Here is a 24,708-nt window from a genome sequence, read left to right on the forward strand (position 1 = left end):
TATGGCCAATATTACTTCATATACAGATGAATTTAAAAAACAAATAGTAGCTTTATATCAAAGTGGCAAATCAGTATCTTGTCTTGTTAAAGAGTACAATGTTACAAGAGCAGTTGCATATAAATGAATTAAGCAATTTACTAATTCGGAAAGTTTTAAAACTAAAGATAATCTTTCTGATTTAGAAAAACAATTAATTCAAATGAATAAAGAATTAAAACAATTACGAATGGAAAATGATATTTTAAAGCAAGCAGCACTAATAATAGGCAGAAAGTAGAGATTATTGCAAATAATAAATGAAAATATAAGATTCGCCCAATGTGTCGTTTTTTAAAAATTTCTAAATCAACATATTATTTTAATTTAAAGAAAAAAGAAGATAAAATCAAAAATAATATTTATGATCAAGCTGTTATTAGTGCTTTTAAAGAAAACAAATGTGTTTATGGAACAAGAAGATTAAAAGTCATACTAGAAAAACAAGAAATTTATTTATCAAGAAGAAAAATTAAAAAAATTATGGATAAACATAATTTAATGTCAAAATACACTAAATTATCATTTAAAAATCATCGTAATAAAGTAAATAATGAACAAATCACTAATATTGTTAATAGAAACTTTAATAATAGAATTAAAAATGAGGTGATTGTCAGTGATCTTAGTTATGTTGAAGTTAATGGTAAATGAAACTATATTTGCTTATTAATAGACCTATTTAACCGCGAAATTGTTGGACATAGTGTAGGTACTAAAAAAGATGCATCATTGGTATATCAAGCATTTATGCAATCAAATCGCTGTTTAAAAGATATGCAAATATTTCATAGCGATCGAGGTAACGAATTTAATAATAAAATTATTAACAAACTTTTATTAGCATTCAATATTACCCGCTCTTTAAGTAAAAAAGGTTGTCCTTATGACAATGCTGTTGCTGAAGCAACTTTTAAAACTTTCAAGACTGAATTTATTAATGACAAAAAATTTACATCATTAATACAGTTAAAATTAGAATTATTTGATTATATCAATTGATATAACAATATAAGAATCCACAGCACTTTAAACTACTTAACTCCCATTAAATATCAAGAAAAAATGTCTACCAAAAAATAGTCCTAAAAAGGGTTGCCATTTCAATTATTATAAATTGAAAATCGCTTTTCTTCCTTTATGTACTATTTTTTAATTTTATGACATAAATGCTGAGAAAAGCGTATCTACGGACTTCTCCCCACATTTTTAAATTAAACACAGCATTACAATTTCAAAACTAGGTATCTTGTTGAATTTATATGCAGCTTCTTTGGCATATAAATAAACATGATGTTTTGCAACTTTGATATGTGTTTTAAATGTTCTTCTTAGAACCTGTTTAGAATCTTTTAGAGAATAAGGTAAAATTACTATATATTTTAAGATAAGAGGTATATATGCATAAAAATTATCCAAGTCATGTCACTAAAGAACAATTTGAGAACATAAGATTAATTTTAGAAAATGTCAAAAAGAAAACAAAACCAAGAAATTTAGATTTATATGAAGTATTTTGTGCAGTTTTATATGTATTAAAAAGTGGTTGTCAATAAAGAATGTTACCAAAAAATTTTCCAAAATGACAAACTGTATATTATTATTTTCAAATTTGAAGTAAAAATAATGGTAAAGAACCTAGCATATGACAATTAATTAAAAAAAATTAGTTAGAAAAGTTCGTATCAATAATCATCGAAAAGAAAAACCAGTTTTTGTATAATTGATTCACAAAGTGTTAAAAATACAGATACTACTAAAAACAAAGGTTATGATGCTGGTAAAAAGATTTCAGGAATAAAACGTCATATTGCTGTTGATTCTCAAGGTTTAGCACATGCAATTTACGTAACTACAGCAGAAAAAACAGATCGTAATAGTGCTATAATAATGATTCAAAATGAAAAAGAAAATCTTTCTACAGTTCAAAAAATAATAGTAGATGCTGGTTATACTGATGAAAAATTTGCTTCTGCAATCAAAACAATTATAAATGCGAATGTTGAAGTTGTAAAACGTAATGAATTACATTCTTTTGTAGTATTACCAAAAAGATGAGTTGTAGAGCGAAGTTTTGCTTGATTAGAAAAATGTAGAAGATTATGAAAAAATTGTGAAAGAAAATTAAATACTAGTTTACAAATGGTTGTTCTTTCCTTTATTTCAATTTTATTAAAAAGATTCTAAACAGGTTCTTATATGTTTTCAAACTGATTCAATTTGATTGGTATTTACACCAGTTTTTGAAACATAACCATCTTGATGGTTAACTGTTTTATGTTTTGGGAAAACCAATTTGAAATCGCAATATCCTTTTCAATCATCAGTATATACATGACATTTTGAAGAAATGTGGCTTCTTGCAAAATTCAAAAGACTTTTACTCTTTGCATTTTTCAATACTTTCACAATTAAATTATTAGTTGTTTTTTCATAAATGCCAACAATCAATGTTTTATTTTTCAAGGATCTTCCTTGTTTTTTAAAAGCCATATGTGAAAGATACATTTCATCAATTTGCATTGTGCCTTCAACAATAAATTGAGGTTCTTGTTTTGTAATACGTATTCTAATTTTATGAGCCATTCTCCATGCTGTTTTTAAGGTCACTTCCAATTCTTTTGAAACATCAGTTAACGGAATTCCATGTTTGGTGTTTATTCATCTAAAGATGAGGTAAAATCATGATCTTAAAGATGTTTGTGACCTTGAAAATATGGTACCCGTGAGAATACTAAATGTTTGATTACATTTCAAACATCTTATTCTTTTTAAATCAGAAGTATTCAAATTAAAACTAGAACACCTAATACATTTGTTTTCTTTCAAATTTGCTATATATGCAAGACATTACTGTTCAGTTTGAAAAGCATTGTTGAACTCATTCAGTTTCATTGTTCCCTCCACAAGTACATGTGGGCAGAAGTCCGTTAAAAATTAGTTTTTTTAAAAAAACTAAAAATAAAATAAAACTTATTAAATGAACTTTAATAAGCATTTTTGTTATGTATAAATATTAAATTTATTTTAGTAATTTTTAAAAATAAGTATTTTAGTTGAAATATGTTTTAAAAAATAGTAATATGAACTTATAATTACATAAAAATCCCAAATTATTTCTTGTCTGAAATATAATAAGACTATATAATATTTAATTTATTCCGGATTTTTGACAATCTCCCGAAAAAATTTAAGGGTTTAGAAAAGAGGTTTGTAATTTATGTCAGAAGAAGATGAAGAAGAAAAGAAAAAAAAGAAGAAATCAACAAAAATTATTGCTGGTCTCATCGGTTCTGCAGCTTTAATTGGAGCTACCATTGCTGGTGGTATGACAGCTATTGCTGAAACAGAAGGAGAAAAAGAAGAAGAGGAGGAAGAAAAAAATAAAATAAATCAAATAGTTCGGTCTCTAAACAATCATCAATTAGTGATAATAAACGAACTTTAGGAGTAATTTTCAAAAACAAAACAAATCTGCAATTAAAACCTGAAGACAAATTGAAAATGACAAGTCCAGAAACTGTAAAGGAGAGGTTATTAAAGAGAGACTAATTGAAAGTAATCCACAATCAAATTTAATAAAAGAAAAAATTATTTTAGGTGATTTAAAATATAATAATATGAAAATTAAACCAACTACTTTAACAGTTGAAATGACTTATGATGACCCTTTAGTTATTGGAAGTGTAATTTTAAATGTAATTTATCCAAAATAAAAGATAAGAAGAACTTGTTTATAAAATCACGCAAATTTATATATTAAGAAAATTTAGGGGGTTATTTATATGCAAAATAATTTAAATATAATGTTTTTAGTTAATTGATCAGATTTTTCAATAAAGGACTGAATAATAATAGGATTATCAATATTATTATTAATGCTAACTTTTATTTTTATTTTAGTTATTTTTCTTTTTAAAAGAAAAAGATTTAAGTTTAAAATAAACAATATTATAAGTGATAATTTAGTAAAAATAGGTAAAAATAATTATAAATTTTCAAGTAGAAATGCTTTTATACTCTTTAATGAAATTAAATCAATAATTTTAGATAAGCGTTATAAGTATTTTTATAAATTTAAAAAGAGATATAAAGATGGTAGTTTAAATAATGAACTTTTTGATATAGTTCAAAAATATTATTTAAAAAATGAAAAAGAATTAAAGAAAAAACCAAAACCTTTATTTGAAAATAAAAAAAATGATAAACCCAATGATGTTGTTAATAAAAAAGATGATAAAAAAGTTAAATTTGTTTTTGATGATCAAGAAATGACAGTAAAAATTGAAGAAGATAAATAAAACTACTCAATTCAGTAGTTTTATTTTTTTATAACTATTTTTTTATTTTTAAAAATATGTATAAAAATTTAACACCAAATACCATAGATATTATGATATAATTCTTTAAACTTAATTTAAGTTTTCAACTCATTATTTTAATTTTTAAAGTATATGAGTTTTTATTTTTGAAAGGAAGATTAAAAGATATGTATAGTAAAGTTAAAAGAATAAAAAGTATATATAAATTAATTGCCGAAATTAAAGAAGAAATAAAACTTACAGAAGGATTTGAAGAAAGAAAAATGTATCATGTTTGAGTACAAGAACCACTTTGCAATGTTGTAGATATTACTTGATATCATGAAATTGATATAAAAATTCAAAATATTGAAAAAAGATTAAATAATAATATTAATAAAACTAGTTTAAAAGAAATCAAAATAGAGTTGGAAAAAATAACAAAAGAAATTGATCAAAAAAATGGTTGAGATATAGAAGAAGATAGTAATTCTATTGATGAAATAAATAAAATTGAAATGGCAACCCTTTTTAGGACTATTTTTTGGTAGACATTTTTTCTTGATATTTAATGGGAGTTAAGTAGTTTAAAGTGCTGTGGATTCTTATATTGTTATATCAATTGATATAATCAAATAATTCTAATTTTAACTGTATTAATGATGTAAATTTTTTGTCATTAATAAATTCAGTCTTGAAAGTTTTAAAAGTTGCTTCAGCAACAGCATTGTCATAAGGACAACCTTTTTTACTTAAAGAGCGGGTAATATTGAATGCTAATAAAAGTTTGTTAATAATTTTATTATTAAATTCGTTACCTCGATCGCTATGAAATATTTGCATATCTTTTAAACAGCGATTTGATTGCATAAATGCTTGATATACCAATGATGCATCTTTTTTAGTACCTACACTATGTCCAACAATTTCGCGGTTAAATAGGTCTATTAATAAGCAAATATAGTTTCATTTACCATTAACTTCAACATAACTAAGATCACTGACAATCACCTCATTTTTAATTCTATTATTAAAGTTTCTATTAACAATATTAGTGATTTGTTCATTATTTACTTTATTACGATGATTTTTAAATGATAATTTAGTGTATTTTGACATTAAATTATGTTTATCCATAATTTTTTTAATTTTTCTTCTTGATAAATAAATTTCTTGTTTTTCTAGTATGACTTTTAATCTTCTTGTTCCATAAACACATTTGTTTTCTTTAAAAGCACTAATAACAGCTTGATCATAAATATTATTTTTGATTTTATCTTCTTTTTTCTTTAAATTAAAATAATATGTTGATTTAGAAATTTTTAAAAAACGACACATTGGGCGAATCTTATATTTTCATTTATTATTTGCAATAATCTCTACTTTCTGCCTATTATTAGTGCTGCTTGCTTTAAAATATCATTTTCCATTCGTAATTGTTTTAATTTTTTATTCATTTGAATTAATTGTTTTTCTAAATCAGAAAGATTATCTTTAGTTTTAAAACTTCCCGAATTAGTAAATTGCTTAATTCATTTATATGCAACTGCTCTTGTAACATTGTACTCTTTAACAAGACAAGATACTGATTTGCCACTTTGATATAAAGCTACTATTTGTTTTTTAAATTCATCTGTATATGAAGTAATATTGGCCATAATTATATTTCCTTTCTTATTAACAAATATTGTTATTTGTCTACATAATTAGTGTCCAATAAATTGTAGCCGATCCATTCATTTGAAAACATTAAAACTAAAAAACAAAAACATGCAGAAAGACAAAAACAATATTTAGAAAAAAATAACGGACTTCTCTCTACATGTACTTGTGGAGGGAACAATGAAACTGAATGAGTTCAACAATGCTTTTCAAACTGAACAGTAATGTCTTGCATATATAGCAAATTTGAAAGAAAACAAATGTATTAGGTGTTCTAGTTTTAATTTGAATACTTCTGATTTAAAAAGAATAAGATGTTTGAAATGTAATCAAACATTTAGTATTCTCACGGGTACCATATTTTCAAGGTCACAAACATCTTTAAGATCATGATTTTACCTCATCTTTAGATGAATAAACACCAAACATGGAATTCCGTTAACTGATGTTTCAAAAGAATTGGGAGTGACCTTAAAAACAGCATGGAGAATGGGTCATAAAATTAGAATACGTATTACAAAACAAGAACCTCAATTTATTGTTGAAGGCACAGTGCAAATTGATGAAATGTATCTTTCACATATGGCTTTTAAAAAACAAGGAAGATCCTTGAAAAATAAAACATTGATTGTTGGCATTTATGAAAAAAAACTAATAATTTAATTGTGAAAGTATTGAAAAATGCAAAGAGTAAAAGTCTTTTGAATTTTGCAAGAAGCCACATTTCTTCAAAATGTCATGTATATACTGATGATTGAAAAGGATATTGCGATTTCAAATTGGTTTTCCCAAAACATAAAACAGTTAACCATCAAGATGGTTATGTTTCAAAAACTGGTGTAAATACCAATCAAATTGAATCAGTTTGAAAACATATAAGAAGAACATTAAAACACATATCAAAGTTGCAAAACATCATGTTTATTTATATGCCAAAGAAGTGCATATAAATTCAACAAGATACCTAGTTTTGAAATTGTAATGCTGTGTTTAATTTAAAAATGTGGGGAGAAGTCCCTAGATACGCTTTTCTCAGCATTTATGTGATAAAATTAAAAAATAGTACATAAAGGGAGAAAAGCGAAAAATAAATCAAATCCTGAATTTATTAGAAAAAAAGAGAAGGAGAAAAAAGACGCAGAAAAAAATATATTGAAAAGAGAAAAAATAAAGAACTTATTGATAAGCAAATTCAATTAATGATTAATGAAGTTAATAACTTTGCTAATTATGAAACAATACAGATAGAAGATACATTGCAAGAAAATCAAAAAATTCTTTCTTTAAATGATATTATTGATATTGAATCAGAATATTGAGTATCTACAGTTAACTGTGTAAATTATAATCTTTTTAATCTTTAAACAAAAAATCGTAAGTATTACTTACGATTTCTATTTTGTTTACGTTCATTTTCAGTCAAGAATTTTTTACGCATACGAATATTTTGTGGTGTTACTTCAACTAATTCATCGCTAGCAATAAATTCTAAAGATTCTTCCAAACTAAAAATAGTTGGTGGTGTTAATCTAACAGCTTCATCATTACCTGAACTTCTAGTATTTGTTAATTGTTTTGCTTTACAAGGATTAACATCCAAATCTTTATCACGATTACTTAAACCAATAATCATTCCTTCATACACTTTAGTTTGTAGTTTAACAAATAAAGTACCACGTTCTTCTAAAGAATTTAAAGCATAAGGTAATGTTGTTCCTGTAATCATACTTACTAGAACACCATTTCTATTATTATTAATTTCGCCTTTTAATGGTTCATATGTAAGGAAACTACGAACCATAACACCTGTTCCGCGAGTAATATTAACATATTGACGACCAAATCCAATTAATCCTCGTGTTGGAATATGAAAAATAATTTTATCACGAACATTATCAGAATCCATATTAGTCATAATACCTTTTCTTAGATTTAAATTATTAATAACAGTACTACTATATTCAGTAGGGTGATTTAAAATAATTTCTTCCACTGGTTCAGTGGTGTGTCCTTTTTCATCTTTTTTAAATACTACTTCCGGTTTAGAAATAGCCAACTCGAAGCCTTCGCGACGCATATTTTCAATTAAAACAGATAAATGTAATTCACCACGACCAAAAACTTTAAAACCATCAGCATTACTTCCAGATAATTGTTCTATTTTTAAACCAACATTAGTTTCTAATTCTCTTGTTAAACGTTCTTTAATTTTATTACTAGTTACTAGTTTACCTTCAGTTCCAGAAAATGGTGAATTATTAACAAGGAAATTCATTGACATTGTTGGGGCTTGGATTGTAATTGGTTCCATTGGCACAACATTATCTTTATCACAAATAGTATTACCAATTGTTATATTTTCAATACCTGCTATGCAAACAATATCACCAGCAACAGCATTTTTAACAGCTACTCGTTTTAATCCTTGATAAACAAATAAATATTTTACTTTTGCTTTTCTTTTTAAATCATAATCATCAACAACAATTATTTCTTGTCCTTCAGAAATAGTACCTTGAAATAATCTACCAATTCCAATTCTACCAATAAAACTATCATAATCTAATGAACTAATTTGCATTTGTAAAGGTTCATTAGATTTTACTAATTTAGAAATTTTAGCATGTTTAATAATTGTTTCAAATAATGGTTCTAAATTTTCACTTGGTTGATTCAATTCATATTGGGCAATACCTTCTTTAGTAATTCCATAAAGTGTTGGAAAATCTAACTGTTCATCATTAGCATTTAATTCCATAAAAAGTTCTAATACTTCATCTTTTACTTCTTCAATTCTTTGGTCCTTTTTATCAATTTTGTTAATCATTAAAATTGGATTTAAGTTATGTTCTAGTGCTTTTTGCAATACAAAACGAGTTTGTGGCATTGGTCCTTCAACACTATCAACTAGTAAAATAACACAGTCTACTGTTTTCATAATTCTTTCAACTTCAGAGGAAAAGTCAGCATGACCGGGTGTATCAATAATATTAATTTTTGTATTACCATGCATGATTGAACAATTTTTAGAATAAATAGTAATTCCTCGTTGACGTTCTTGATCATTACTATCCATTATTTGTTCAACAATAACTTGGTTTTGATGAAAAATATTTGATTGCTTTAATAAAGCATCAACTAATGTTGATTTTCCAACATCAACGTGTGCTATCACTGCAATATTAATAATTTTTTGTTCAGCAGAAACTTTTTCTTGTTCAGACATTATTCATTCTCCGTTATTCTTAAATTTTGACATTATATAAATTATACGCAATATTTTTAAATTTAGTAAAATAATTAAAAAAATAATTTATTTAAAATGATTTTTTGACATATAATAATTATCTAAATCTTATTATTTGTGATTGTTTTCCATTTTCATCAGCTTTATTTCTATATGTACTTTTATCATTATTATTTAAAAAATTATTTTGTTGAATTTGTTGGGTTAATAAAGGCATCAGTCACTTAAGTTTACCAATTAATATTTTCAATCTGTAATATAATTAAAAATAATTAATACAGAAGGAGAAATTATGAATTATAAAGTTTATTCAAAAGAAACAAAATTAGCCGTTGTTAATGAGTATTTAGTTGATAAAAAACTAAAAATACATGAAATTCAAGTCAAATATAAATTATCAACTCCAGTATTAATTTATAATTGGGTTAACCAATATCAAATTAAAGGTGAAAATGTATTCACCAAAATTTCTAAATCCCAAACTTCTCACAGGATCGATAAGAAAGATATTGAAATTAAACTATTAAACAAAGAAATTGATAAACTTAGAAAACAAGCTTTAAAAGATGAGGTTGAAAAAGAACTTTTAAAGGAGCAATTAGCCTGTGAAAAGAAATTAACAAGGGGAAAAAATAGTAAATTATTAAAATATAAGTGTTTTTTAATAGTAGAAAAATATAAGCAAAAAGGTCATCAATTAAATAAAATTATTGTTTACATAGCTATTAGCAAAACAGCATACTATTTATGAGTAAAAAAAGGTAAAAAGCAATATCAATCAAAAATTAATGATAATTTGCTACAAGCAATAAACAAAATAGTTCTCATTAAAAATGAAAAAAAGTACATTAATATCACTAGTTTTGAAAAAGTAAGATTAGAGTTAAAAATAAAAAATAAAGGTCTTAAATGCAGTAAAACAAGCATAAAACAAATATTAAAAGATAATAATATTAAATTATTATTAGAACCTAAATCAACAAATAGAGTAGTAGAAAATAGTGATTTAAAAAATAATAAAGATTTATTAAAACGTAATTTTTCAAGTAATAACTTTCTTGAAAAAGTTGGTATGGATGGCACATGATTTAAAAATATAATTATTGGTGATAAAAAAACAAAATTATTAGTTGTTTTTGCTACTGATATGTACAGTAATTCAATTGTTGGCTGAAAAATAAACAAAAGTGAAAATGCCAAAACTGTGTTAAATGTGGTTAATCAAATAGAATTAGCGAGTGCTAAACAATGTAATTTTACGACTATTCAATCAGATTTAGGTTTTGCTAATACAAGCGAAATTGTTAGTAAAGTTTTTAATACAAGTACTAATCTAATTCACTCAAAAAGTCTATCAGGTTTTAAAGGTAATCAAGTTAGTGAATGTTTAAATCGTTGAATTAAAAGAGATTTTAAAATGATGTTTGGTAGCACTTTTGAAAGTATGGAAAGTTTTAATAAAATATTAGAAAAATTTGTTAGATATTGAAACAATGATAGAATAGTTATTAGATTGAAAATGCCTCCAAATCAATTTGTACAGATTTGAAGACAAGAAAGTAAACTTATCTAACCAATGTCCTATTTATTAAAGTTTTTCTATAAACTTTTTTAAAAGTTTTACACACTTTAATGATAACACTTTATAGAAATTGATAAAATTATAATAAATATTTGATTTTTTTATAAAACTATATTTTTATTTATTATTTTTTTAAAAATAATAAATAAAAACTGATAAAATAAAGTTAGAAAGTTATTTTAGATATTTCGGAGGTAAAAAATAATGGCAAATAAAGTATTAGTAATTCGTTCTTCTATGATTAAAAAAGAACTATCTTATTCTGAAAGTTTAGTATCTCGTTTTGTTAAATATTATCGTGAATTTCATCCAGAAGATTCAATAATTGAATTAGATTTAAATCAAATACCAATGGCAAGTATTACTATTACGCAAAAAAACTTTACTTCATATTTTAATGAAAAAGACTCTGATTATTATATTAATCAACTAAAAAATGTTAATAAAGTTATATACACAACACCAATGACTAATTTTAATGTTACTAGCATGACAAAAAATTATTTAGATCACATCTTAGTTGCTGGTAAAACTTTTGATTATAAATATACCAAACAAGGTGAAGCTAGAGGATTATTACCACATTTAAAAGTTCAAATTTTGGCGACACAAGGAGCACCATATGGTTGATATTTATGAGGCAATCATGCAACTTATTTAAAAGGAACATGAGAATTTGTAGGTGCTAAAGTAGTAGAACCAATTCTTATTTGTGGTACTAAGGTTCAAGAACTTCATCAAAACGATGCTAATTTACTTATTGGTTCTAAAATATTAGCAAAAGGTGGAGGTTTGCCAGCATTAGGACCAGAAAAAACGATGGATAAATTTGAACAGTATATTAAAGAAACAGCAAAAAAGTTTTAACTTTAAAAAATAAAAATTTTTTAGTCAAAAAAATATAATTTTTGTGAGTTTATCTTCAAAAAGTAGTAAAGTAAAATTGGTTTCCTAAATAAAGTCAAAATAAAATAGAAGGATGAAAAAATGAAAAAAATATTGACAGCATTAAGTGTTTTAGCACTTGCAACAACTGCAGGAAGTTTAACTGTAACTGTCTTAAACACAAGTTCACAAAAAAATGATGTTTTAAATAATAAAACTCAACAAGACACAATTTACATTGATAAAAATGGCAAACAAATAACAACTAGTGAAAGAGATTTATCAAATATAAATAGTAAAGAAATTGTTCAAATTGGATTTTAAAAATAAAGAAGGAGAAATTCAAGTTGTTAACATGCCAAGAACAATTAAAAAAGTATCTAATCAATTGCCACCAGAAATTACATCTTTACAATTTATGTTTATATTTTGTGAAACATTTAATCAAGATATTTCATCTTGAGATACCTCACATGTAAAAAATATGAATTGAATGTTTCATGGTGCTATATCATTTAATCAAGATTTATCATCTTGAAATACTTCAAATGTAAAAAGTATGAATGAATGGTATGTTTGATAATGTGCAACATTTTAATCAAGATCTTTCAAAGTGAGACACCTCAAAAGTGACAAATATGAGCTATATGTTTACTTATACTTCATTATTTAATCAAGATTTATCATCTTGAAATACTTCAAATGTAAAAAGTATGAATGGTATGTTTTGAAATGCAGCATCTTTTAATCAAAATATATCAAACTAAAATGTATCAAGCGTTATGGAACACCAAGGTTTTTCTTTTGATTCAGGAATTGATAACTCAAATAAATTACCAAAGTTTAAAAAAATTTTAATAATTTAAAAATACTAATTTAAGAATTTTATATTTTTTATCCTAAATCTTCGTTCTTTACTAGAATTTCACGATTAGGATTTTGTTCAATTATTAATTGTTTGTAAATTGTATCACGATATTTTACACAACCATCAATAACATTATCTAAAGGATTTTGAGCAGTACGTACTTCAAAAAGATCTCCTTCATATTTTTGACGCATTGGTTTTGTACCTTTTTCAGTTTTAACTTCAATATAATATTCTTTAGCTAATTCTTCTTGAATAAATTTATCAACTTTTTTAATATAAGCTCCACCACCACAAATTGTGATTCCCTTACCTTTTTTCTTTAAATCGCTAATACTTCCAGCAGCCTTGTCACCAGCAGTTCTTAGTACTCTACGAATGGCTGGAATAACATGTTCTTTGAATTGAAATTGCATAACATTTTCACGAATTTCTTCTGGTGTAATTTCAATAGTCTTAGAAATTGACATTGTTTCTCCTGGCTGAGAATTTAATCTAGGTAATGAAAAACCTGAAATTGTGTATGGTTTTTCATCTTGATATTTCATAAGTGAACCAATATTTTTAATGACATCTTCAGCTTCTTTTATTCCAACTTTTAAGGCATGTTTTTTTATAATATATTCTTGAACTTTTTGTATTAAATAGTCACCAGCACAATGTGTTGTATATGAATACAATATTGAATTATTACTAATAATGGCAACATCAGTACTGCCACCACCAATATCAATGCACATAATTGCACTTCCAAAAATATCTTGCCCTGAACCTAAGGCTGCCATTTTTACTTCTTCTTGTACAAATCCACGGAGTGCTCCTAAACGATATACAATATTTTCTAAAGCTTCTTTTTGTACTGAATTAATTTCACTTGGTGTTGCCATCAACACAATCAAATTACGATTTTTATCTAATTTTTCATGCTTTTTTATAGAGTTGTTATTAATTTGCTTTAAATTTTTAATTTCAAGTCTGAAATCTTGAAAAATTTTAGTAAGAATACGTTGTAAAGCATCTGGATCAGCAATATTACCATCACGAACTGGACGTTTAATAATAACATTTTCATTTGTTTTATCAATTAATACTTTAGCCTCTTCACCGTAAAGAATTCTATTTTTTTCATAGTCTTCAGCTAAATAGGTTGGAGCATCATATCTAAGACCTATATTAATATGTCTAGCTTTAAAATTTTCAGTTCCGATATCTAAAGCTAATCATTGATAATCAGTTATTGATTTAAGTTTGTTATTTTTCTGATTTAAATTTTCTTTTCTTGTTTTAAACATTTCTCTAATTTTCCCTTTCTTTAAATACTTAAATTTTATCTAAATTAATTTTACATGATTTTATAAATAAGTTATTTATATTAATTTATAAGGAAATATGGGATTAATATATTGGTAATTTGGCATCAGTCACTTAAGTTTACCAATTAATATTTTCAATCTGTAATATAATTAAAAATAATTAATACAGAAGGAGAAATTATGAATTATAAAGTTTATTCAAAAGAAACAAAATTAGCCGTTGTTAATGAGTATTTAGTTGATAAAAAACTAAAAATACATGAAATTCAAGTCAAATATAAATTATCAACTCCAGTATTAATTTATAATTGGGTTAACCAATATCAAATTAAAGGTGAAAATGTATTCACCAAAATTTCTAAATCCCAAACTTCTCACAGGATCGATAAGAAAGATATTGAAATTAAACTATTAAACAAAGAAATTGATAAACTTAGAAAACAAGCTTTAAAAGATGAGGTTGAAAAAGAACTTTTAAAGGAGCAATTAGCCTGTGAAAAGAAATTAACAAGGGGAAAAAATAGTAAATTATTAAAATATAAGTGTTTTTTAATAGTAGAAAAATATAAGCAAAAAGGTCATCAATTAAATAAAATTATTGTTTACATAGCTATTAGCAAAACAGCATACTATTTATGAGTAAAAAAAGGTAAAAAGCAATATCAATCAAAAATTAATGATAATTTGATACAAGCAATAAACAAAATAGTTCTCATTAAAAATGAAAAAAAGTACATTAATATCACTAGTTTTGAAAAAGTAAGATTAGAGTTAAAAATAAAAAATAAAGGTCTTAAATGCAGTAAAACAAGCATAAAACAAATATTAAAAGATAATAATATTAAATTATTATTAGAACCTAAATCAACAAATAGAGTAGTAGAAAATAGTGATTTAAAAAATAATAAAGATTTATTAAAACGTAATTTTTCAAGTAATAACTTTCTTGAAAAAGTTGGTATGGATGGCACATGATTTAAAAATATAATTATTGGTGATAAAAAAACAAAATTATTAGTTGTTTTTGCTACTGATATGTACAGTAATTCAATTGTTGGCTGAAAAATAAACAAAAGTGAAAATGCCAAAACTGTGTTAAATGTGGTTAATCAAATAGAATTAGCGAGTGCTAAACAATGTAATTTTACGACTATTCAATCAGATTTAGGTTCTGCTAATACAAGCGAAATTGTTAGTAAAGTTTTTAATACAAGTACTAATCTAATTCATTCAAAAAGTCTATCAGGTTTTAAAGGTAATCAATAGTGAATGTTTAAATCGTTGAATTAAAAGAGATTTTAAAATGATGTTTGGTAGCACTTTTGAAAGTATGGAAAGTTTTAATAAAATATTAGAAAAATTTGTTAGATATTGAAACAATGATAGAATAGTTATTAGATTGAAAATGCCTCCAAATCAATTTGTACAGATTTGAAGACAAGAAAGTAAACTTATCTAACCAATGCCCAAAAACTTTCTTTAGTTTTACATTTATTTGTATCATAATTTTAAAAAAATCCAATATATTTTCTTAAAATTAAAAATTTAATTTACAATCAGCGTTTATTAACCTTTATATATATCATTTTTAATAATTGACTAGCAATGAAATAAACAAAAACAACACCAGCTAAATAAGCATAAAAAATTAAAGGAATTGGTGTTAAACCAATAGTAGCACCTAATTGTGTATATGGAATACTAATGCCAATAATAGTAATTATAATTGTTGTTAAAAATAGTTGATGAGATGGCATACTTTGAATAAAAGGTATCTTAGAAGTTCGTAATAATTGTACAATTAATGTTTGTGAAGTAACTCCTAAAATAAATCATCCAGTATGAAATAATGATTGTTGATATATGCCAGCAGCACTATTAGGATCTGCATTAGCAAAATTGGCAAAAATATGTAAACCATATCCTAAAAATAAAAAGGTGGTTATATCAAATACTGAACTTAGCGGTCCATTTCAGAATGCAAAAGGTAAAATGCTTTTTGCATTTCATTTTTGTGGTTTTTTAATAAAGTCTTCATCAACCCTATCTCAAGGAATTGCTAATTGAGAAATATCATATAATAAATTTTGTAGTAAAATTTGAATTGCCATCATTGGTAAAAAAGGTAATCAAATTGAAGCAATTAAAATACTTAATGAATTACCAAAATTAGAAGAAATAGTAATTTTAATATATTTTAAAATATTACCAAAAGTATTTCTACCACTAATTACTCCTTGCTCTAAAACATCTAAATCTTTTTCTAATAAAATAATATCAGATGCTTCTTTGGCAATATCAGTAGCACTATTAACAGATATTCCAACATCAGCATGATGTAAAGCAACAGCATCATTAATACCATCACCTAAAAAGCCAACAGTGTGACCATTTAATTTTAAAATATCAATAATTCGTGATTTTTGTAATGGATCCATTTTCGCAAAAATAGTAGTTTTATTAACTAATGCTTGTAAATGTTGATCATCCATATCTTCAATGTTGCTACCTAATAAAGGAATTCCTGGTTCTAATCCCACCTTTTTACAAATTGCTTTAGTAACAATTTCATTATCACCAGTCAAAATTTTAACATCAATTCCATGTTGATTAAGAGTTGTTATTGCTTTAATAGCACTAGGTTTAGGTACATCTAAAAAACCTATATATCCTAATAAAACTAAATTAGATTCATCTTCTATTTTAAAAATTGTTTTGTCACTAGCAAAATTTTGATAGCCAATTGCAATTACTCGTAAACCATCATTATTTAATTCCACACTTAATTTTAAAACATTTTCTTTAATCTTATCAGTTAAGGTAATTACTTTCCCCCTAATTTCAACTTTAGTACAAATTTTTAATATTTCTTCTACTGCTCCTTTGCAAATTAAAGTATTATTAATTTTATCTTTTGAAACTACTATTGACATTCGTCTTCTTATAAAATCAAAAGGTATTTCATCAATTTTACGATAGGGCATTTCAACTATTTTATTATGATGAGCTTTAATGTGTTGAACAATTGTTTTATCAATATTATTTTTTAATCCAGTTTGTAAAGAACTATTTAAATATGCCATTTCTAAAACTTTGTTTGATTCGACACCTTCTGGATCTAAGTGTTTAACTAACTCAATTCTATCCTCAGTTAAAGTACCCGTTTTATCAGTGCATAAAACATCCATTGCACCAAAATTTTGAATACTAGTTAAATTTTTAACAATTACTTTTTTATGTGATAATCTAATTGCACCTTTTGCTAAGTTAGCACTAACAATCATCGGGAGCATTTCGGGGGTAATACCAACAGCAACTGATATTGAAAATATTAACGCTGTTAAAATATTATTTTTAGTAATTACATTAACAATAAATATTAATGGTACCATTATACACATAAAACCAATAAGAATGTAAGTAACTTTTTTAATACCTTTACTAAAACTAGTAACAGGGCGTTTACTAGTTACTGCACTAGCAATTGAGCCAAAATAAGTATTAACACCTGAGGCAATAACAATAGCAATAGCGCCACCTGAAACAATACTAGTAGCCATAAAACATATGTTTCCTAATTCTAGGATACTACTTTTTTTATTATCATCTTTAGTATTAATAGCATGTTTTTCAACAGGAAATGTTTCACCAGTTAGTGCTGATTGATTAATAAATAAATCAGTTGAAACTAAAATTCGAACATCAGCAGGAATCATATCACCAGAAGATAAGAAAATAATATCACCTGGTACTAAATTTTCAATTAATACTTCTTTTGTAAAATTGGCAACACTATTTAGAGCATTAAAATCAATTTTTTTATTTTTATTACTAAATCGAAAAACACTGGCTGTTGTTTCAATTAATTGTCGTAATTTTTCTGAAGATTTATAGGAACGATAATCTTGAAAGTAAGATATAAAAACACTCAAAATAATCATTACTAAAACAATAATAGCACTGTACAAATCAACATTTTTATCAGTATTAGTATCAATAATACTGTAACTAATAAAATTATAGATAACTATTATCATTAAAACAATAATAAAAGGATTAAAAATATTGTGCATTAATTTTTTGTATCAAACAAATCGTTTATGAGAAAAAACATTTTTACCATATTTCTTAAGTCTGTTTTCTACTTCTTCCTTTTTTAATCCGTACATACTACCATCTAATTGTTGGATAACTTCTTCTTTCGATAGTTGCGAAAATTGTTTAAACATGGTTGTTGTTTTTTGCTCTATATGCTTCTTTTTAAAAAATTGCATTATCAACCAACCTTTCTTCAAACGTATAATTTAATTGTATACTAAAATCAAAAGAACTTTATTTTAGTGAATAAAGTTCTTAAAACTACCAAATATTTAAGAATAATATTCTTCTATTTTTAATAAATAATTTGTATTATTTTAAATACAAATTATTTATATCAAAAATAGGAGTAAACATCAATGATTTAAAAGGAGTTGAAATATAATTATAAATCTTCTAATCAATTTTCTATATTTATTAATCAAATATCATAGTATTTAGTTAAACTTGATATGAGTTTTTAACCTATTATTTTTACTTAAAAATAATAGGTTTTTATTTAGAAAAATGAAAGGAAATATAAATTAAAAAAATATTGATAATTAAAAAGTAAGTTTTATTAAAACTTACTTTTTTTAAATATACAAATTTTTTATTTATTATAGTTTGGTGCTTCTTTTGTTAGTTCAACATCATGAGGATGTGATTCTCTTAAACTAGCACTTGAAATTTTTACAAATTTAGAATCTTGGATTAAAAATAAAATATTTTTAGCACCAACATAACCCATACCACTTCTAATACCACCAACTAATTGAAAAATAACATCTTGTACTTTTCCTTTAAAAGGAACACGTGCTTCAATTCCTTCTGGTACTAATTTTTTAATTCCTTTTTGAAAATAACGATCACTACTACCACGTTTCATGGCAGCTAATGAACCCATACCAACATAATTTTTATATTTTTTACCATTGACAATAATTTCTTCACCTGGTGATTCTTCTGTTCCAGCTAAAATGCTACCTAACATTACACAATTGCTACCAGCAGCAATTGCTTTTACAATATCACCAGAATATTTAATACCACCATCAGCAATGACTGTTACATTTTTATTTTTTGCTCAATTATAAACATCATTAATAGCAGTAATTTGTGGCACACCAACTCCTGCTATTATTCTAGTAGTACAAATGCTACCAGGACCAACACCAACTTTAATACAATTTGCGCCAGCTTCATAAAGTGCTTGTGCACCAGCTGCAGTACAAATATTTCCAGCAATAATTTCTAATTTAGGATAAGTTTTACGAATTATTTTAACTGTTTTTAAAATCCCTAAACTATGACCATGTGCTGAATCAACAACTAATACATCAACTTTTGCTTTAACTAATGCCTCAACTCTTGCTAAAGTATCTTCACCAACACCAACAGCAGCGCCAACTCTTAATCGTCCTTGATCGTCTTTACAAGCATTTGGATAATCAATAGCTTTATCAATATCTTTTGTTGTAATTAAACCAATCAACTTATTATTTGAACCAACAATTGGTAGTTTTTCAATTTTATTTTTTAACATAACTTGTTTTGCTTGTTCAATTGTTGTTGTTTTATCGCCAACAATTAAATTTTTGGTAGTCATAATATTTTTAACTAATGCATTATCATTATCAAGATATTTTAAATCACGATTAGTAACAATTCCAATTAGTTGATTTTCTTCATTTACAACAGGCAATCCAGAAATTCGATAAGTAGTCATAATTGATTTTGCTTCACTAATTAAAGTTTGAACACCAATAGTAATTGGATCAGTAATAAAACCCGACTCATTTCTTTTAATTTTTTGTACCTCTAAAGCTTGTTCAGCAATTGATAAATTTTTATGAATAATGCCAATACCCCCAACTCTTGCCATGGCAATTGCTAGATCAGATTCAGTAACTGTATCCATAGCAGCAGACAAAATTGGAATATTTAATTCAATTTTATTTGTTAATTTAGTTTTTAAAGAAACTTGATTTGGTAAAACTTCTGAATATCCTGGAACTAATAACACATCATCAAAAGTAATTCCTTCACATATTATTTTTTGATTTAAATCTTTATTCATAGTTTACTCCCATTCTATAGTACCTGGTGGCTTTGATGTAATATCATAAACTACTCGATTAACACCATCTACTTTATTAATAATCTCATTTGCGACTTCATCTAGAAATTCTCATGGTAAATGTGAACTTGTTGCTGTCATAAAGTCAATTGTATTAACACTTCTTAAACTAACAACATAATCATAAGTGCGATTATCACCCATTACGCCCACAGTTTTAACTGGTAGCAAAGTGGCAAATGCTTGTGATAATTGATTATATATATTTTTTTCTTTCAATTTGGTAATAAAAATATGATCAACTTCTTGTAAAATTAAACATTTTTCTTTTGTTACTTCTTCTATAACTCTAACTCCTAATCCAGGACCAGGGAAAGGATGACGATTAATTAATGTTTCAGGTAACCCAAGTTTTAAACCAATTTCTCTTACTTCATCTTTAAATAAGGTTTTTAATGGTTCTAACAATTTAAATTGTAAATCATCAGGTAAACCACCAACATTATGATGAGTTTTAATTGTTTTTGAACTTGCATGTTTACTTGATGATTCAATAATATCTGGATAAATTGTTCCTTGTGCTAAAAAATCAGCTATTTTAAATTTTCTTGCTGCTGTTGTAAATACATCAATAAACTGTTTACCAATAATTTTTCTTTTATCTTCAGCATTTTTAACACCTTTTAAAGCAGTAAAAAAATGTTTACTTGCATCAATCATTTCAAGATTAAGTTTAAAATTTTGTTTATAAATTTCCATAACGTCAATTGCTTCATTTTTTCTCAATAAACCTGTATCAACAAAAATGCAAGTTAATTGTTTACCAATTGCCTTAGAAATAATGGCAGCAGCAACTGAAGAATCAACTCCACCACTTAAACCTAAAATAACTTGTTTATCTTGGACTTTATTTTTAATTTCTGTAATTTGATTAGTAATAAAATCATCTAAACTTCAATCTTTCGTACAATTTGCTATTGTAAATAAAAAATTTTCGATTATTTGCTTACCAAATTCTGAATGGGTAACTTCAGCATGAAATTGGATACCATAAATTGGTTTAGTCAAATGTGCAATTGCTGAAATTGAAGAATCAGAATGAGCTATTTGTATAAAATCTTTTGGAATTTTTGTTACATGATCAGCATGACTCATTCATACTTTTGATTGATTAGTAACTTTTTTAAATAATTTATTGTTTGGTTGATCAAGATATAAAATTGATTTTCCAAATTCTTGTTCATCTGCCAATTCTACTTTCCCTTTAAAATGATTTGTTAATAATTGCATGCCATAACAAACTCCTAAAATGGCAACTGGTAAATTAAAAATCGCTTGATCAATTTTATAAGCATTTTGTAAATAAACACTTGATGGTCCACCAGATAAAATAATTGCTTTTAAATTGGGATATGTTTTTATTTTTTGATAACTAATATTAAAAGATAAAACTTCAGTATAAACATTTGCTTCTCTTACTCTTCTTGCTAATAATTGTGTATATTGACTTCCAAAATCTAAAATCAATACTTGTGTATTTATCATTTTTTTCCTCCAAATATAATAGTAATTAAATCATTTTTTGACAAAAAATAAAATAGATTACACTAATAATTATTTTATGATAGATTTTAATTTCTTTAAAATATAATTAAAAATATTGATATTAATGATTACTCTTAAAAGTTAAACTATATTTTAAAGAAATTAAGGGGAGATTGTCAAAAATCCGGAATAAATTAAATCTTATATAGTCTTATTATATTTCAGACAAGAAATAATTTGGGATTTTTATGTAATTGTAAGTTTATATTACTATTTTGGCATTGGTTAGATAAGTTTACTTTCTTGTCTTCAAATCTGTACAAATTGATTTGGAGGCATTTTCAATCTAATAACTATTCTATCATTGTTTCAATATCTAACAAATTTTTCTAATATTTTATTAAAACTTTCCATACTTTCAAAAGTGCTACCAAACATCATTTTAAAATCTCTTTTAATTCAACGATTTAAACATTCACTAACTTGATTACCTTTAAAACCTGATAGACTTTTTGAATGAATTAGATTAGTACTTGTATTAAAAACTTTACTAACAATTTCGCTTGTATTAGCAGAACCTAAATCTGATTGAATAGTCGTAAAATTACATTGTTTAGCACTCGCTAATTCTATTTGATTAACCACATTTAACACAGTTTTGGCATTTTCACTTTTGTTTATTTTTCAGCCAACAATTGAATTACTGTACATATCAGTAGCAAAAACAACTAATAATTTTGTTTTTTTATCACCAATAATTATATTTTTAAATCATGTGCCATCCATACCAACTTTTTCAAGAAAGTTATTACTTGAAAAATTACGTTTTAATAAATCTTTATTATTTTTTAAATCACTATTTTCTACTACTCTATTTGTTGATTTAGGTTCTAATAATAATTTAACGGAATTTTACGTTTATTGGCAATAACTTATATACATTATTATTTCTGAAAACTATAATTAGATATTAGTAAAATAAAATCTAATTAAAGGTGATTGAAAATGAATATTTTAGACATAATAAATAAATTTCCAAACCAAGAATCTTGTATAAAATTTTTAAAAGAAATAAGATGAAATAACAAACCAAAATGTCTTTTTTGTTTTAGTGAAAAAGTTAACTCTGTTTTAAAAGAGTCGCGTTATAAATGCAAAAAATGTCATAAGTCTTTTAGTGTAACTGCTCAAACTATTTTTCATCATACACGTGTACCACTTCAAAAGTGATTTATTTTAATAGTATTAATGGCTAATGCTAAAAAAAGTTTATCATCATCTCAAGCTTCAAGAGACTTAAATTTACGTTTAGCAACTGTATGAAAAATGATGCATAAAATTAGAAAGGCAATGGCTAATGATGAGATTAAATTATTAGCAAAAATATTAGAGATGGATGAAACATATGTGGGTGGAAAACCGCGTAAATATAATGATGTTGATAATAAAAATAACTCATTACGTGGTAGAAGGAACTAGTAAAGAATGTGTTGTTGGCATTATTGAACGAAATGGTAATGTTAAATTATTTCATGCAAAAAATAAAAGTATTAAATCTGAAGATTTAATGAAAATAGTTAAAGAAAATGTTGATATTAACAATTCTATTCTTTGAAATGGCAACCCTTTTTAGGACTATTTTTTGGTAGACATTTTTTCTTGATATTTAATGGGAGTTAAGTAGTTTAAAGTGCTGTGGATTCTTATATTGTTATATCAATTGATATAATCAAATAATTCTAATTTTAACTGTATTAATGATGTAAATTTTTTGTCATTAATAAATTCAGTCTTGAAAGTTTTAAAAGTTGCTTCAGCAACAGCATTGTCATAAGGACAACCTTTTTTACTTAAAGAGCGGGTAATATTGAATGCTAATAAAAGTTTGTTAATAATTTTATTATTAAATTCGTTACCTCGATCGCTATGAAATATTTGCATATCTTTTAAACAGCGATTTGATTGCATAAATGCTTGATATACCAATGATGCATCTTTTTTAGTACCTACACTATGTCCAACAATTTCGCGGTTAAATAGGTCTATTAATAAGCAAATATAGTTTCATTTACCATTAACTTCAACATAACTAAGATCACTGACAATCACCTCATTTTTAATTCTATTATTAAAGTTTCTATTAACAATATTAGTGATTTGTTCATTATTTACTTTATTACGATGATTTTTAAATGATAATTTAGTGTATTTTGACATTAAATTATGTTTATCCATAATTTTTTTAATTTTTCTTCTTGATAAATAAATTTCTTGTTTTTCTAGTATGACTTTTAATCTTCTTGTTCCATAAACACATTTGTTTTCTTTAAAAGCACTAATAACAGCTTGATCATAAATATTATTTTTGATTTTATCTTCTTTTTTCTTTAAATTAAAATAATATGTTGATTTAGAAATTTTTAAAAAACGACACATTGGGCGAATCTTATATTTTCATTTATTATTTGCAATAATCTCTACTTTCTGCCTATTATTAGTGCTGCTTGCTTTAAAATATCATTTTCCATTCGTAATTGTTTTAATTCTTTATTCATTTGAATTAATTGTTTTTCTAAATCAGAAAGATTATCTTTAGTTTTAAAACTTCCCGAATTAGTAAATTGCTTAATTCATTTATATGCAACTGCTCTTGTAACATTGTACTCTTTAACAAGACAAGATACTGATTTGCCACTTTGATATAAAGCTACTATTTGTTTTTTAAATTCATCTGTATATGAAGTAATATTGGCCATAATTATATTTCCTTTCTTTTAACAAATATTGTTATTTGTCTACATAATTAGTGTCCAATAAATTGTAGCCGATCCACTTTTTACTGATGAATATCGTGGATATTATAAAATGAATAAAATTTTACCACATGAACAAGTTAATCACAAAAAATATTTTTCTTATAATGGTATTCATACAAATACAATAGAAAGTTTTTGAGCAATATTAAAAAGAGGTTTTATCGGCCAATTTCATTGAGTTTCAAAAAAATGACTCCAATCTTATTTAAATGAATTTTGTTTTAAATATAATAACCGTAAAGAAAAAATCACATTTAAAAATATCACAATTAAATTATTTATTAAGAATTAAG

At 25.0% G+C, this 24,708-nt stretch carries 27 protein-coding genes and 1 pseudogene; 18 read left to right on the forward strand and 10 right to left on the reverse strand.

Going from position 1 to position 24,708, the window contains the following annotated elements; genetic code table 4:
- Nucleotide 1: 1 nt before the first annotated feature.
- A protein-coding gene (locus AAHM85_RS06990; protein ID WP_425289710.1) for an IS3 family transposase occupies nt 2-1,122 on the forward strand; the annotation gives its coding sequence in 2 pieces (ribosomal slippage) (nt 2-245 and nt 245-1,122; 1,122 coding nt in all).
- Between the two features lie 126 nt (nt 1,123-1,248).
- On the opposite strand, the gene AAHM85_RS06995 is transcribed toward AAHM85_RS06990, so the two are convergent.
- The gene (locus AAHM85_RS06995; RefSeq protein WP_342261510.1) at nt 1,249-1,458 is read right to left on the reverse strand and encodes a hypothetical protein; all 210 of its coding nucleotides are present in this window, start codon (nt 1,456-1,458) and stop codon (nt 1,249-1,251) included.
- On the opposite strand from AAHM85_RS06995, the pseudogene AAHM85_RS07000 reads away from it, so the two are divergent.
- A pseudogene (locus AAHM85_RS07000) lies at nt 1,440-2,226 on the forward strand (IS5 family transposase). The gene AAHM85_RS06995 and the pseudogene AAHM85_RS07000 overlap by 19 nt on opposite strands.
- Here the strand turns inward: AAHM85_RS07000 and AAHM85_RS07005 are convergent.
- Nucleotides 2,212-2,868: an IS1595 family transposase gene (locus AAHM85_RS07005; protein ID WP_342261511.1), complete on the reverse strand. Its 657-nt coding sequence runs from the start codon at nt 2,866-2,868 to the stop codon at nt 2,212-2,214. The pseudogene AAHM85_RS07000 and the gene AAHM85_RS07005 overlap by 15 nt on opposite strands.
- Nucleotides 2,869-3,259: 391 nt before the next feature.
- Between AAHM85_RS07005 and AAHM85_RS07010 the strand changes: the two genes are divergently transcribed.
- The 3 genes from AAHM85_RS07010 (at nt 3,260) to AAHM85_RS07020 (ending at nt 4,891) form a co-directional block, all read left to right on the forward strand.
- Nucleotides 3,260-3,487 (forward strand): hypothetical protein, encoded by a 228-nt coding sequence (locus AAHM85_RS07010; RefSeq protein ID WP_342261512.1) that lies wholly within the window; start codon nt 3,260-3,262, stop codon nt 3,485-3,487.
- A gap of 337 nt (nt 3,488-3,824) precedes the next feature.
- On the forward strand, nt 3,825-4,340 hold the full coding sequence (locus tag AAHM85_RS07015) for a hypothetical protein (protein ID WP_342261513.1): 516 nt from the start codon (nt 3,825-3,827) through the stop codon (nt 4,338-4,340).
- 167 nt (nt 4,341-4,507) lie between these two features.
- Nucleotides 4,508-4,891, forward strand: coding sequence for a hypothetical protein (locus AAHM85_RS07020; RefSeq protein ID WP_342261514.1), 384 nt, complete (start codon nt 4,508-4,510; stop codon nt 4,889-4,891).
- On the opposite strand, the gene AAHM85_RS07025 is transcribed toward AAHM85_RS07020, so the two are convergent.
- Nucleotides 4,878-5,998, reverse strand: a protein-coding gene (locus AAHM85_RS07025) for an IS3 family transposase (RefSeq protein WP_425289719.1) whose coding sequence is annotated in 2 segments (ribosomal slippage) — nt 4,878-5,755 and nt 5,755-5,998 — 1,122 coding nt in all. Because the reading frame shifts where the segments join, the coding sequence is not laid out codon by codon here. The genes AAHM85_RS07020 and AAHM85_RS07025 overlap by 14 nt on opposite strands.
- A 250-nt stretch (nt 5,999-6,248) precedes the next feature.
- Here AAHM85_RS07025 and AAHM85_RS07030 point away from each other — a divergent pair.
- The 3 genes from AAHM85_RS07030 (at nt 6,249) to AAHM85_RS07040 (ending at nt 7,366) form a co-directional block, all read left to right on the forward strand.
- Complete coding sequence (locus AAHM85_RS07030) at nt 6,249-6,665, forward strand: hypothetical protein (RefSeq protein ID WP_342261515.1); 417 nt, start codon at nt 6,249-6,251, stop codon at nt 6,663-6,665.
- An 11-nt stretch (nt 6,666-6,676) separates the two neighbouring features.
- Nucleotides 6,677-6,952 carry a transposase gene (locus AAHM85_RS07035; RefSeq protein WP_342261516.1) on the forward strand — a complete coding sequence of 92 codons (276 nt, stop codon included), beginning with the start codon at nt 6,677-6,679 and terminating at the stop codon, nt 6,950-6,952.
- A 249-nt stretch (nt 6,953-7,201) separates the two neighbouring features.
- On the forward strand, nt 7,202-7,366 hold the full coding sequence (locus tag AAHM85_RS07040; protein ID WP_342261517.1) for a hypothetical protein: 165 nt from the start codon (nt 7,202-7,204) through the stop codon (nt 7,364-7,366).
- Between the two features lie 17 nt (nt 7,367-7,383).
- Here AAHM85_RS07040 and typA read toward each other — a convergent pair whose 3' ends face one another.
- Entirely contained in the window at nt 7,384-9,228 is a 1,845-nt protein-coding gene (gene typA, locus AAHM85_RS07045) for a translational GTPase TypA (RefSeq protein ID WP_342261518.1), read from the reverse strand.
- Nucleotides 9,229-9,541: 313 nt separating this feature from the next.
- Between typA and AAHM85_RS07050 the strand changes: the two genes are divergently transcribed.
- The 5 genes from AAHM85_RS07050 to AAHM85_RS08490 all read left to right on the forward strand — a co-directional run bounded on the left by AAHM85_RS07050 (nt 9,542) and on the right by AAHM85_RS08490 (nt 12,483).
- Entirely contained in the window at nt 9,542-10,822 is a 1,281-nt protein-coding gene (locus AAHM85_RS07050; protein WP_342261519.1) for an IS3 family transposase, read from the forward strand.
- Between the two features lie 213 nt (nt 10,823-11,035).
- Complete coding sequence (locus tag AAHM85_RS07055; protein WP_342261520.1) at nt 11,036-11,698, forward strand: FMN-dependent NADH-azoreductase; 663 nt, start codon at nt 11,036-11,038, stop codon at nt 11,696-11,698.
- Nucleotides 11,699-11,818: 120 nt separating this feature from the next.
- Entirely contained in the window at nt 11,819-12,040 is a 222-nt protein-coding gene (locus AAHM85_RS07060) for a hypothetical protein (RefSeq protein WP_342261521.1), read from the forward strand.
- Between the two features lie 31 nt (nt 12,041-12,071).
- Nucleotides 12,072-12,299, forward strand: a complete 228-nt coding sequence (locus AAHM85_RS07065; RefSeq protein WP_342261522.1) for a BspA family leucine-rich repeat surface protein — start codon at nt 12,072-12,074, stop codon at nt 12,297-12,299.
- Between the two features lie 64 nt (nt 12,300-12,363).
- Complete coding sequence (locus AAHM85_RS08490) at nt 12,364-12,483, forward strand: BspA family leucine-rich repeat surface protein (RefSeq protein WP_425289730.1); 120 nt, start codon at nt 12,364-12,366, stop codon at nt 12,481-12,483.
- A gap of 127 nt (nt 12,484-12,610) precedes the next feature.
- Here AAHM85_RS08490 and AAHM85_RS07070 read toward each other — a convergent pair whose 3' ends face one another.
- A complete protein-coding gene (locus tag AAHM85_RS07070) occupies nt 12,611-13,876 on the reverse strand; it encodes a rod shape-determining protein (RefSeq protein WP_342261523.1) in 1,266 nt (421 codons plus the stop codon).
- Between the two features lie 201 nt (nt 13,877-14,077).
- On the opposite strand from AAHM85_RS07070, the gene AAHM85_RS07075 reads away from it, so the two are divergent.
- Together AAHM85_RS07075 and AAHM85_RS07080 are read left to right on the forward strand one after the other, a co-directional pair.
- Nucleotides 14,078-15,163 carry a hypothetical protein gene (locus AAHM85_RS07075; protein ID WP_342261524.1) on the forward strand — a complete coding sequence of 362 codons (1,086 nt, stop codon included), beginning with the start codon at nt 14,078-14,080 and terminating at the stop codon, nt 15,161-15,163.
- 37 nt (nt 15,164-15,200) lie between these two features.
- Entirely contained in the window at nt 15,201-15,356 is a 156-nt protein-coding gene (locus AAHM85_RS07080) for an IS3 family transposase (protein WP_342260555.1), read from the forward strand.
- Between the two features lie 91 nt (nt 15,357-15,447).
- On the opposite strand, the gene mgtA is transcribed toward AAHM85_RS07080, so the two are convergent.
- The 4 genes from mgtA to AAHM85_RS07100 form a co-directional block, all read right to left on the reverse strand.
- Entirely contained in the window at nt 15,448-18,171 is a 2,724-nt protein-coding gene (mgtA, locus tag AAHM85_RS07085; RefSeq protein WP_342261525.1) for a magnesium-translocating P-type ATPase, read from the reverse strand.
- Between the two features lie 416 nt (nt 18,172-18,587).
- The gene (gene guaB / locus AAHM85_RS07090; protein ID WP_342261526.1) at nt 18,588-20,054 is read right to left on the reverse strand and encodes an IMP dehydrogenase; all 1,467 of its coding nucleotides are present in this window, start codon (nt 20,052-20,054) and stop codon (nt 18,588-18,590) included.
- 3 nt (nt 20,055-20,057) lie between these two features.
- Nucleotides 20,058-21,599 carry a glutamine-hydrolyzing GMP synthase gene (gene guaA, locus AAHM85_RS07095; protein WP_342261527.1) on the reverse strand — a complete coding sequence of 514 codons (1,542 nt, stop codon included), beginning with the start codon at nt 21,597-21,599 and terminating at the stop codon, nt 20,058-20,060.
- 285 nt (nt 21,600-21,884) lie between these two features.
- Nucleotides 21,885-22,385 carry an IS3 family transposase gene (locus tag AAHM85_RS07100; RefSeq protein WP_342260865.1) on the reverse strand — a complete coding sequence of 167 codons (501 nt, stop codon included), beginning with the start codon at nt 22,383-22,385 and terminating at the stop codon, nt 21,885-21,887.
- Between the two features lie 219 nt (nt 22,386-22,604).
- On the opposite strand from AAHM85_RS07100, the gene AAHM85_RS07105 reads away from it, so the two are divergent.
- Complete coding sequence (locus AAHM85_RS07105; RefSeq protein WP_342261528.1) at nt 22,605-23,078, forward strand: IS1595 family transposase; 474 nt, start codon at nt 22,605-22,607, stop codon at nt 23,076-23,078.
- Complete coding sequence (locus AAHM85_RS07110) at nt 23,062-23,232, forward strand: hypothetical protein (protein ID WP_342261529.1); 171 nt, start codon at nt 23,062-23,064, stop codon at nt 23,230-23,232. The genes AAHM85_RS07105 and AAHM85_RS07110 overlap by 17 nt, the downstream gene beginning before the upstream one ends.
- 2 nt (nt 23,233-23,234) lie before the next feature.
- Here the strand turns inward: AAHM85_RS07110 and AAHM85_RS07115 are convergent.
- Nucleotides 23,235-24,355, reverse strand: a protein-coding gene (locus tag AAHM85_RS07115) for an IS3 family transposase (RefSeq protein WP_425289706.1) whose coding sequence is annotated in 2 segments (ribosomal slippage) — nt 23,235-24,112 and nt 24,112-24,355 — 1,122 coding nt in all. Because the reading frame shifts where the segments join, the coding sequence is not laid out codon by codon here.
- A 109-nt stretch (nt 24,356-24,464) separates the two neighbouring features.
- Here AAHM85_RS07115 and AAHM85_RS07120 point away from each other — a divergent pair.
- Nucleotides 24,465-24,707 carry a transposase gene (locus AAHM85_RS07120; RefSeq protein WP_342261530.1) on the forward strand — a complete coding sequence of 81 codons (243 nt, stop codon included), beginning with the start codon at nt 24,465-24,467 and terminating at the stop codon, nt 24,705-24,707.
- Nucleotide 24,708: the final 1 nt, after the last annotated feature.

This window comes from Spiroplasma endosymbiont of Notiophilus biguttatus, from assembly GCF_964030985.1.
In the GTDB taxonomy this organism is placed as follows: Bacteria; Bacillota_I; Bacilli_A; order Mycoplasmatales; family VBWQ01; genus Spiroplasma_E; species Spiroplasma_E ixodetis_A.